General features: G+C 43.7%; 7 protein-coding genes and 2 pseudogenes. 4 read left to right on the top strand and 5 right to left on the bottom strand.

The annotated features are described in order from the left end of the window. Positions 1–370, top strand: a pseudogene (locus tag ACEW80_RS04905) (NADP-dependent phosphogluconate dehydrogenase); the annotation flags it as partial. 188 nt (positions 371–558) lie between these two features. On the opposite strand, the gene ACEW80_RS04900 reads toward ACEW80_RS04905, so the two are convergent. From ACEW80_RS04900 to ACEW80_RS04890, 3 genes are all read right to left on the bottom strand, one after another. Continuing rightward, positions 559–1,698, bottom strand: a complete 1,140-nt coding sequence (locus ACEW80_RS04900; protein WP_373525511.1) for a protein kinase — start codon at positions 1,696–1,698, stop codon at positions 559–561. Between the two features lie 68 nt (positions 1,699–1,766). Then, positions 1,767–2,213: a type II toxin-antitoxin system VapC family toxin gene (locus ACEW80_RS04895; RefSeq protein WP_373525510.1), complete on the bottom strand. Its 447-nt coding sequence runs from the start codon at positions 2,211–2,213 to the stop codon at positions 1,767–1,769. After that, positions 2,206–2,448 (bottom strand): hypothetical protein, encoded by a 243-nt coding sequence (locus tag ACEW80_RS04890; RefSeq protein WP_373525509.1) that lies wholly within the window; start codon positions 2,446–2,448, stop codon positions 2,206–2,208. Before ACEW80_RS04890 ends, ACEW80_RS04895 begins: the two co-directional genes overlap by 8 nt. A gap of 291 nt (positions 2,449–2,739) precedes the next feature. Here ACEW80_RS04890 and ACEW80_RS04885 point away from each other — a divergent pair, with 291 nt between their 5' ends. After that, complete coding sequence (locus ACEW80_RS04885; RefSeq protein WP_373525508.1) at positions 2,740–4,311, top strand: alkaline phosphatase; 1,572 nt, start codon at positions 2,740–2,742, stop codon at positions 4,309–4,311. 253 nt (positions 4,312–4,564) lie between these two features. On the opposite strand, the gene ACEW80_RS04880 is transcribed toward ACEW80_RS04885, so the two are convergent. After that, the gene (locus ACEW80_RS04880; RefSeq protein WP_373525507.1) at positions 4,565–5,458 is read right to left on the bottom strand and encodes a ParA family protein; all 894 of its coding nucleotides are present in this window, start codon (positions 5,456–5,458) and stop codon (positions 4,565–4,567) included. A 753-nt stretch (positions 5,459–6,211) separates the two neighbouring features. On the opposite strand from ACEW80_RS04880, the gene ACEW80_RS04875 reads away from it, so the two are divergent. After that, complete coding sequence (locus ACEW80_RS04875; protein ID WP_373525506.1) at positions 6,212–7,993, top strand: M61 family metallopeptidase; 1,782 nt, start codon at positions 6,212–6,214, stop codon at positions 7,991–7,993. A gap of 134 nt (positions 7,994–8,127) precedes the next feature. Here ACEW80_RS04875 and pyk read toward each other — a convergent pair whose 3' ends face one another. Continuing rightward, the gene (pyk, locus tag ACEW80_RS04870) at positions 8,128–9,897 is read right to left on the bottom strand and encodes a pyruvate kinase (RefSeq protein ID WP_373525505.1); all 1,770 of its coding nucleotides are present in this window, start codon (positions 9,895–9,897) and stop codon (positions 8,128–8,130) included. Positions 9,898–10,266: 369 nt separating this feature from the next. On the opposite strand from pyk, the pseudogene ACEW80_RS04865 reads away from it, so the two are divergent. After that, positions 10,267–10,357 (top strand): annotated as a pseudogene (locus ACEW80_RS04865) (beta-carotene hydroxylase); the annotation flags it as partial.

Below are 10,357 nucleotides of genomic sequence, written 5' to 3'. Positions count from 1 at the left end.
TCTGGGCGAAATGGCGCGGATTTGGAAAGGTGGTTGTATTATTCGCGCTCGCTTTTTGAATAAGATTAAGAAGGCTTTTAGCGAAAATCCAGCTTTGCCTAACTTGCTGTTAGCTCCCGAATTTAAGCAGACAATTCTCGATAGACAAACAGCTTGGCGGGAAGTGATTGCGACAGCTGCAACACTGGGAATTCCAGTACCCGCATTTAGCGCATCCTTGGATTATTTTGACAGCTATCGCCGCGATCGCTTGCCTCAAAATCTAACTCAAGCACAACGCGACTATTTCGGCGCACATACTTACCTGCGTCTTGATAAGCCCGGAAGTTTCCACACTGAATGGGTGCCAATTGCTGAAGCTGGGAAGTAAATTTTCACACCTCTGCATCAGGATATTGTGATAATTTAGCAAGTTTCAAAATAAAGTTTTAAAAGTGGCTCTGAAACTCAGAGCCACTTTCTTTTTAAGAGTAATGTGCTACAGCTTATACCTACAGTCTGGGCTTAATTAAGCCTCTTTAATCACTATGAGGAGAAAATAACTAACCGCAATTGATTTTAGGTGTTATTCTTCCCAAGATATTTGGCTTTTAATTCTTCTAATTCTTCGTCTATTTTGCTTTTAGTAGAAGGCTGAGAGATTGGGTTTGGCGATTGGATTTTATTGGGTTGAGATTTAGGAGTACCGAGAAATTGCGTTTTCATCTCCTCTAATTCTTTCTCAACTTGACTGGGAGATTGTGTGACAAATGTGGGTGAAGAAGTAGTCAGGGGTTGAGGAACAGGTTTTGCCGTTATCGCTGGTGTGGCTGCTACTGGTGAGTGTTGATTTAAGTCATTGAGAACTTCATCTACTGTTTGATAACGCCGAATCGGAATACTTTCTAGCATTTTGTTGAGAATATGACTCAACTCATTGCTGACGGGAGTTTTCAAGTATTGCTGCCAAACCCAACGATCATTATTGGTATCATAGGAATCGAAAGGCGATCGCGCCGTCAATAAATTAACACAAGTAGCACCCAAACTATAAATATCGCTGGCAAAAACAGCCCTACCTCTCATTTGTTCTGGTGCAACATATTCTGGACTACCAATACTTGTACCAGTTTGATTTAAGGCAGCGCCAGTGGTAGATTTAGCCGCACCGAAATCTACTAAAACTAATTTGCGATCGCTTCCACGTAAAATAATATTTTCTGGCTTAATATCGCGGTGAATAACTTGTTTCGTATGACAAAATTGCAAAACTGACAATAAATCATTCAATAGTTGCCGGATTTGGATCTCATTCAAAGCACCATTCTGTGCCAATTCCTGGGCTAAGTTTTGCCCGTCGATAAACTCTTGTACAAGATACTGTCTGTCATCTTGAGTAAAATATGCCAGTAGTTCGGGAATTTGGGGATGTTTGCCCAATTCATCTAACCGCACCGCTTCTTGGTTAAATAACTCCACAGCTTTTGCAAGAGTGTTAGTGCCTTGGGCTTGGGGATAAAATTGCTTAATTACACAGCGCGGTTTTGAGGGTTTATCTTCATCTACGGCTAAGAAGGTTTTGCCAAAACCACCTTGTCCAATTGGTTTGATGGCGCGGTAACGTTCTTTGAGGAGTAACTTATAACCGCAAGTCCGGCAAAACTTCACATCATCAGGATTTTCAGGCTTTGAACAACCGGGATTAAGGCAATAGCTCATGGAGGGTAGCGCTTAGTAGAATCGCTCTTACTTGTCTTTATTTTGCCCTGTTCTAGGCAAAAGAGTGTTTATATTCGCCAATTATCCAGCTTCAGGTTGTAACCCAGTGATTGAATCCGTTCATAATGCGAGATATTGCCACTCACTAAAGTTAAACTTTGTGCGATTGCGTAGACGCGAAGCGGCTTGTCGCCAGACATCGCAGCAATAATCGCATCAGCAAGTCCTATTGGTTGCCCTGTTCGTTCTAAATCTGCATAAATACGTCCTGCCAACTCAGCATCACTAAGTTGTAATGTCAATACTTGTGCCTCGATAATTTCCACAAAAAACTGCTGAATCTTATCTTCCCGTTGGCACTTATGCCAGCCTTTGACAATCTCTAAGACTGTAATAGTGCAGATAGTATAATAACCAAAGTTAGCATGATAGGCGGAAGCCCTAGCTGCAATGCGCCGATTAATGCCTTTGAGAATCTCGGAAAAAATATCGATGTCAATTAGTACTTTATCCAAAGCGCTGATTTAGTGGGTGTGCTGCCCGATCTTTCATGACCTCTTCTAGCATCTCATCTACTGACTCAGGATCATCAGCGAATAATCCTAACAATCGGTCTTTTGGTGGTTCTGCCACCGGGAGTTGTTCAATTGCGTATGCAATCAATTCTGACAAGTCACAATGGCGCGACTTTGCCAAAGCTATTGCTTTCTCAAGGATTTTTTTGTCGAGTTGTAATTCTATTTTTTCCACGTCGCCTCATCTGAAAGCAGTTGTGTTAAAGCGATTCTAGCATTTTTGCTCTGCCGCGATCGCTACGATGTGCGTAGCTACACCAATGTTAAAAAATTGTTTTAGTGCTGCTTCGATCATTTTCCAGCGAAACTTAACATTATCTTAATCTTAACTTGATTGTAGGTTGGTAAGTTCGTTACGCTTGCTTGATCAGATTGGAAACGAATAAATTCAGTCCACTGTTGAGAATGGCACGCTTGTTTGATAGTTGCAAAGAAATGTTTTTAATTTTAACTAGGGGTTAATAATATGGAACTTATGAATAGCGATCGCTTGCTATCAAATCGGATTAAACGGCGGAGTTTTTTGTTAGGCACAGGATTCTTAACAGGGTTAGCTGTAACTAGCCAATTACATCCAGCATTAGCAAAATCGAGGTTTTCTAACTATCCGTTTAGTCTTGGTATCGCCTCTGGTGATCCTTTGCCCGATGGTGTTGTTTTATGGACGCGACTAGCCCCTGATCCGCTCAATGGAGGCGGAATGCCACAAAGAAATGTTGTAGTGCAGTGGCAAATTGCTCTAGACGAAAACATGAGAAAAGTAGTGCAACGCGGGAAAGTCCTGGCGACTCCAGGTATGGGACACTCGGTACACGTTGATGTCCGTGGACTAGAACCAGAACGTTGGTATTGGTATCAATTTAAAGTAGGCAATGAAGTTAGCCCCATTGGGCGAACTCGTACAGCTGCGGCATTATATAGTTACACCAAACAACTAAACTTCGCCTTTGTCTCCTGCCAAGACTGGCAAAATGGTTATTACACAGCTTATCAACATTTAGCTAATGAAGATTTGGATCTAGTTGTTCATCTCGGTGACTACATTTACGAGTATGGCCCACAAGCTGGTGGTCCACGCCAGCACAATAGTCCAGAAATCCTCAGCCTTGCTGATTACCGCAACCGCTACGCCTTGTATAAGGGCGACCAAAATCTCCAAGCTGCTCATGCTAACTTTCCCTGGATAGTCACTTGGGATGATCATGAAGTTGACAACAACTACGCCAACTTAATTCCCGAAGACAACCAAACCCTAGAGGCTTTTAAAGAGCGGCGAGCCAATGCTTACCAAGCTTACTACGAACATATGCCGCTACGTCAGTCTTCGCTGCCAAAAGGCGCAGACTTGATGCTTTATCGGCGGTTAACTTTCGGTAATTTAGCTGAGTTCAATGTCCTAGACACCAGACAATACCGCACCAACCAACCTTGTAATGATGGACTTAAGCCTCGTTGCGCCGAAGCTTTGAACCCCAATGCTACTATGACCGGCTCAGAACAAGAGCAGTGGCTACAAAAAGGCTTAAACAAATCGCGATCGCGCTGGAATGTGATTGCTCAACAGACCATGCTAGCCGAGTACAATTTTAATGCTGGAGCAAGTCCAGGTGTCTTCAACGTGGATCAATGGGACGGCTACGTAGCTGCACGTAACCGACTCCTGAATTTTCTAAACCAGCGCCAACCTTCTAATCCAGTGGTGATTACCGGAGACATCCACTCTAGTTGGGTACACGACCTGAAGCTTGACTTTTCTAACCCAAACTCAGCCACAGTCGGCACTGAGTTCGTAGGAACCTCAATTACTTCTGATTTTCCCATCGGATTCATCGCTCCAGTTCAAGCTGCTCTCCCCAAGAATCCCCATACCAAGTTCTTTGATGGTGCCTTCCGGGGCTACGTTCGTTGCAACCTTACCCCACAACGCTGGCAAAGTGACTATCGTGTTGTATCAAGCATAATTGACCAAAATGCCTCTGTCCGCACTCTAGCTTCCTTTGTAGTCGAAAACGGGCAACCGGGCGCACAACGGATTTGACCATCTCTCAAGAGGAATGAACCAAACCCTTCAGTTCCTCTCTGGGGGGTTTTGATATCTAGGCGGGACAACAATTAATTCCTAATCTACGCTTGTTGAAGGCGTCTACCGCAGACTTGTCCTAACGGCTTCGTCCACTGCTATATTTAGGCGGGACAACAATAAATAGCAACCCTAATTTATTTAAGAAAATCGAAAGGTTCAGATTTCCGACTTCTTGAAAAAGTCGGAAATCATGTTATTTACGAATAGTTTAGCTTTGCTGTAGCTTTTGCAACAACTCCTGAGTTAACTGAAAGAACGCTTTTGAACCAGCTGATTGAGGAGCAATTAAAACAGCTGGCATAAAACTATCAACAGCCTTAGCAACATTGACATCAACTGGTATTTGTACCTTACAAATTTTTTCTACACCAAAATCTTCAGCAACGCGGTGCATCACTTGTTTATAGTATCTGCCAGTGAGCATATTAGCACTAGACATACTGAATACAATTCCCAGCATTTTTATATCTATTTTGGTTTCATGTCCGTGACTGTCCTTTAATTGGGCAATGCGTCTTTCCAACAGTTGAATACCCACTACAGATAAGGGTTCTGGTTTAGCAGGAAGTATGTAGAAATCGCTGGCGGCTAAAGCGCTACGAGTCAATAAATTATAGCCAGGTGCACAATCGAGAAGAATAAAATCATATTCTTGACGTATTGGTTTTAAGATGTTATTAATCAAGACTCTTTCAAAGCGATTCCAAATCATTTCAAAGTCCTGCTCACCCAAAGCAGTTGCTTGTTGATGCAGCATTTCTGACACAACAAATTCATCATATAAGTCGATATCTCCTGGCAATAAATCTAGTCCTGAAAGATTACACACTTGAGATTGAACGATATCTTTAATTGTCAGTTTTGCTTGTGGATTTGGATTGATAACTTCGTCTATTAGATATCTAAATGTCTTACTTTGTTTGCGACGTTTAGCAAAATCTAAAGGCGACATCAAACTGAGTGTGGCGCTAATTTGGGTGTCTAAGTCCAGGACAAGTACCCGCTTGCCATGATTTTTAGCTAAACAGGTAGCTAAATTGACGGTAAGGGTGGTTTTACCAACGCCACCTTTCATATTTGCAGTTGCAATTACATATCCCATTGGTTAAGTCCTCTGTTGACGCATTCCCATCTAGGTAGCGTACACCCCTCCTGCTTTATTAAATCTTCCATTAAATTTAATATTTTTAGCCCAGTTCTACGTTGATAGATTGTAAACTTTCAACAGGGCGCTTATCTCGTTCTAAAACGCTGGAATTTCTTTTACGACGTACCATAATACATTCTCTGCTACTAGGTTCACAGTACTGTTATATACAAAAATATGTTTGATTCTCATAGGAAAATACAGCAAAGAGGTGCTGCATCTACGATCGCACTTCTCTACGAGACGCTGCGCGTAGCAAGATCTCGTTCGCGTAGCATCTCCGATAGGAGAAGGGTACGGCAGTCTTACCCTGAGCCTATCGAAGGGTTCAGTGACCATCGTAGACATCGCATTCATAAAAATTTAGTTAATTTCACGTAGATTATTTTTAGATTTCCGGTAGTAAATCAATTTATTAACTCGTTACAACAATTGTTGACAAGAAATACCAAATATGAATAAGGTTAAAAACCACATCTCTCGTAGGGGTTTAGCATACTAAACCCCTACAGCGTAGTCTAATTACGATCATAAAGATAATTAATAAAAGCCTGAAACACCCTATTTTCGTTAATGCACATCACTATGAATTTGTACTGTGCGTAAGTCCTAGATCCTGACTACCAGCCGCAGCAAATAAAAGTTAAAAATTCAAAGACAAATTTGTCATGATGGGAAAAATTACCCATCGACAACTCAGCACACCAGATGATTGAAGTAACAGCACCTCGTCCCAACACCTACCTCCAAGAAACCAGTCCAACGATTCATTACCTGGTGGCAATGTCCCAACCAGAAAACCATCTGTTCGAGGTGACTTTACGCCTGGTGGATTACCCCTCGCCGATTCTTGATTTAAAACTGCCGGTGTGGACACCTGGTTCCTACTTAATCCGGGAATACGCCAAGAATTTACAGGATTTTGGGGCTTTTGCAGAGAATAAGCCTTTGCCTTGGCGGAAGATCAGTAAAAATCACTGGCAGGTAGATAACACAGGTGTTTCAGAATTAACTGTGCGTTATCGCGTTTTTGCGAATGAATTATCGGTGCGGACAAATCACTTGGATATCACCCACGGTTATTTTAACGGTGCGGCACTATTTTTTAGAATACCAAGCTGGGAGAAGCAACCGATTCGCGTCACCATCGTAGCACCACGCCCGGAATGGCTGATAACTACTGCCCTACCACCGATTAGTGAAGAAAAAAATACTTTCTTGGCTGGCGATTTTGATACTCTTGTTGATACTCCGTTTGAGATTGGTCGCCACCAATTGTATCAATTTGAGGTTTTGGGAAAACCCCATGAACTAGCAATCTGGGGGCAAGGTAATTTTCAAGCCCAGCAGATGATTGCTGATATCCAAAAAATTGTTCAGGTAGAAGCGCAGATGTTCGGCGGTTTGCCCTATGAACGATACGTGTTTCTTCTACATTTATTTAGCCAAGCTTTTGGCGGTTTGGAGCATAAAAATTCTTGCTCCTTAATTTACCAGCGTTTTGGGTTTCGCGCTCAAGATAAATACGATCGCTTTATGCAATTAGTTGCACACGAATTCTTTCACTTGTGGAATGTCAAGCGAATTCGTCCAAAAGCGTTAGAAGTTTTTGATTACGACCAGGAAAACTACACACCATCATTATGGTTTTGTGAGGGGACTACTAGTTATTACGACTTATTAATTCCTTTGCGGGCGGGAATTTATGATGCTGAGTCATATTTAAATAACTTAAGCAAAGAAATTACCAGATATGAAACGACACCAGGGCGCAAAGTCCAACCTGTTTCCGAGTCGAGTTTTGATGCTTGGATTAAACTCTATCGCCCAGATGCCAATAGCGGCAATTCCCAAATTTCCTACTATTTAAAGGGAGAAATGGTATCGTTGTTGCTAGATTTACTGATTCGCTCTACTCACGACAATCAGCGATCGCTCGATGACGTGATGCTGAAAATGTGGCAGCAATTTGGGCAAGCTGAAATTGGCTATACCCCAGAACAGTTGCAGGAAGTTATAGAATCTGTTGCCGGAATCGATTTGACTGATTTCTTTAAACGCTACATTGATGGCACTGACGATTTGCCCTTGAATCAGTACTTAGAACCCTTTGGCTTGCAGTTGGTAGCGGAGCAACATGAAGAACCTTATCTGGGTGTGAGAATAAATACAGAGAATGGGCGGGAGATAATTAAGTTTGTGGAGGCGGGTTCACCTGCACAAGTAGGGGGAATTGATGCAGGTGATGAGCTACTAGCAATTGATGGGATTAAAGTAATGGGAAGTAGCTTAAGCGATCGCCTGAAAGATTACCAACCAAAGGACACCATTCAAGTCACAGTTTTTCATCAAGACGAACTGCATACTTATTCCATTACTTTAACATCACCACATCCCACTCGATATCAGGTAAAACCTGTAGAGCATCCTGACTCCACGCAGCAGCAAAACTTTGCTGGATGGCTTGGAGTAGCGATCGCAACTGTTTGATTAAGGGGATGGGGCATTGGGCATTGGGCATTGGGCATTGGGCATTGGGCATTGGGCATTGGGCATTAGTTATTTCCCCCTGCTCCCTGCTCCCTGCTCCCTGCTCCCTGCTCCCCGCTCCCCGCTCCCTGCCCCTAATGGGTTCTCACTGCCCCAGAGTAAATTAACCCCCGTTGCATATCCAGCGTTATAATCGCCCCATCCCGAATCACCTGCGTTGCCTGCTTCACGCCCACAATCACTGGCACACCGAGACGTAAGCCAATGACTGCTGCGTGACTTGTAAGACTTTCATCTTCAGCAATAATTCCGGCAGCTTTCCGAATTGCCTCGACAAAATCAGCGTTAGTGCGGGTTGCCACCAAAATATCTCCCGGATTAAAGTTACTAACATCCACACTAGTATTAGCCACCCGAGCGCGACCACTCACTGAACCTTGTCCCAGTCCAATTCCGTGACCTAGTATTGCCGTCACCACCTCTACCTTAATTAAATCTGTAGAGCCAGAAATTCCTTGGAGTGTGCCAGCAGTCATCACTACTAAATCTCCCTCAGACAGTAACTTCAGCTCCTGAGCCACGTTGATCGCAGCTTGAAATGTCTGACCAGTGGAAGGTAATCCTAGCACCAAAAGCGGTTTTACTCCCCATACCATCTGTAGCTGCCGCGCCACATTTACATGGGGTGTCACTGCCAGAATTGGTGTCTGGGGACGGAATTTGGAGACATTGCGAGCTGTTGCTCCTGTTTGGGTTAGGGTCATGATTGCCGCTGCACCTAGTTGTTCGGCAATTTGACCGACAGCTTGACTAATGGCATTGGGAATGGAGCGCCGAGTATCTCTCAAAGAACGTAAATTTAAGTGTTGGGCTTCCTCCTGCTCCATGCGCTCGGCAATCCTCGCCATTGTTGCCACAGCTTCTACTGGGTAGCTGCCGACAGCAGTTTCATTGGAGAGCATTACTGCATCTGTGCCATCTAAAATTGCATTTGCCACATCCGAGACTTCGGCGCGAGTGGGACGGGGATTGCTCACCATGCTGTCTAACATCTGGGTGGCGGTGATGATCGGAATTCCCAAGCGATTTGCTGTGGCAATTAATCGCTTTTGGAGTACGGGAACATCTTCTGCTGGCAATTCCACTCCTAAGTCGCCTCTGGCAACCATCACGCCATCACACAAAGCCAGAATCGCCTCCATTTGTTCGATGGCTTCGTGCTTTTCAATTTTGGCAATGACTGGCACTTGCTTGCCTGTACTGGAAATTAACTCTTTAATTTCGATCATGTCCTGGGGATTGCGGACAAAGGAAAGTGCCACCCAATCTACACCCTGATCTAGACCAAACATTAGATCCTCTCGGTCTTTGTCGGTCATTGCCTTAACTGACAGGTAAACGCCGGGAAAGTTTACGCCTTTGTTGTTAGAAAGTTTACCAGGCACCGTGATCCGACAATGCAAATCACCTTTGTCGCGGTTAATCTCCTCCACGACCATTTCGACTCGTCCATCATCAAGGAGGATTTTTGCGCCAACCGGGACTTCTTGGGCTAAATAATCGTAGGTGACGCAGCTAATTTCCTGCATACCTACAACTGGACGATTTGTCAAGGTAAAGCGATCGCCTTTTGCCACAACGATAGACCCGTTGTCAAACTTCCCCAAGCGAATTTTTGGACCCTGCAAGTCTTGGAGAATAGCCACTGGTTGATTTAATTCAAAGGCGGTTTGCCGAATTAAACGAATACTACGCTGATGGTCGGCATGAGTTCCGTGGGAGAAGTTTAGCCGCAGCGTCGTGGCTCCCGCTTCAATAATTGCCTTGAGCATTTCAGAACTGCTAGTGGCGGGGCCAATAGTAGCGACAATTTTTGTCCGGCGCAGAGAATCTCTTAATTGCATATGGGCTGAAGTTAGGGAGCTATCTGGGAAGTCATCGTATCTTAAATGGCATCTCCTTTTCAGTCACTGCTATATCAATAGATTTAAGCAGTTAGCGAGGGTTTATGGGAGAGTGGGGGCTATGAGATAGACTAGACAAAGTGGATCAATCTGGTCTCCATCCTCCCCACAAAGGAGTTTATCCAATCAACTTCTTGCCAATTGTCATATCCCACTTATCAGTAAAAACTAGTCTTCGTCTGGAATCATAGCGTTATTCATCTGCTGATATGCAAAGCTGTAGATAAATATTGCTATACAAAACTTTATTATTTCCTAATGTTCATCGTATATTCGTAGTGTTTGGTAAAAAAGGAGTCAATGTCAAAAATGATTACATTGGAGGCACAAAAGCCACTGACAATCCCGCCCAAGGAATTTTTAGCGCCTCCTGGTGATTTCAATCCCACGCTACTGCTGT

It is taken from the genome of Nostoc sp. (assembly GCF_041747015.1).
Taxonomy (GTDB): Bacteria; Cyanobacteriota; Cyanobacteriia; order Cyanobacteriales; family Nostocaceae; genus Nostoc.
The sequence above is the reverse complement of the archived record's forward strand: the minus strand, read 5'-3'. Positions and strand labels throughout refer to the sequence as shown.

Bases quoted from the DNA above. Each gene is read 5' to 3' on its own strand.
- ACEW80_RS04900 (WP_373525511.1), bottom strand. From the start codon at position 1,698: ATGAGCTATTGCCTTAATCCCGGTTGTTCAAAGCCTGAAAATCCTGAT.
- ACEW80_RS04885 (WP_373525508.1), top strand. From the start codon at position 2,740: ATGGAACTTATGAATAGCGATCGCTTGCTATCAAATCGGATTAAACGG.
- ACEW80_RS04880 (WP_373525507.1), bottom strand. From the start codon at position 5,458: ATGGGATATGTAATTGCAACTGCAAATATGAAAGGTGGCGTTGGTAAA.
- ACEW80_RS04875 (WP_373525506.1), top strand. From the start codon at position 6,212: ATGATTGAAGTAACAGCACCTCGTCCCAACACCTACCTCCAAGAAACC.
- pyk (WP_373525505.1), bottom strand. From the start codon at position 9,897: ATGCAATTAAGAGATTCTCTGCGCCGGACAAAAATTGTCGCTACTATT.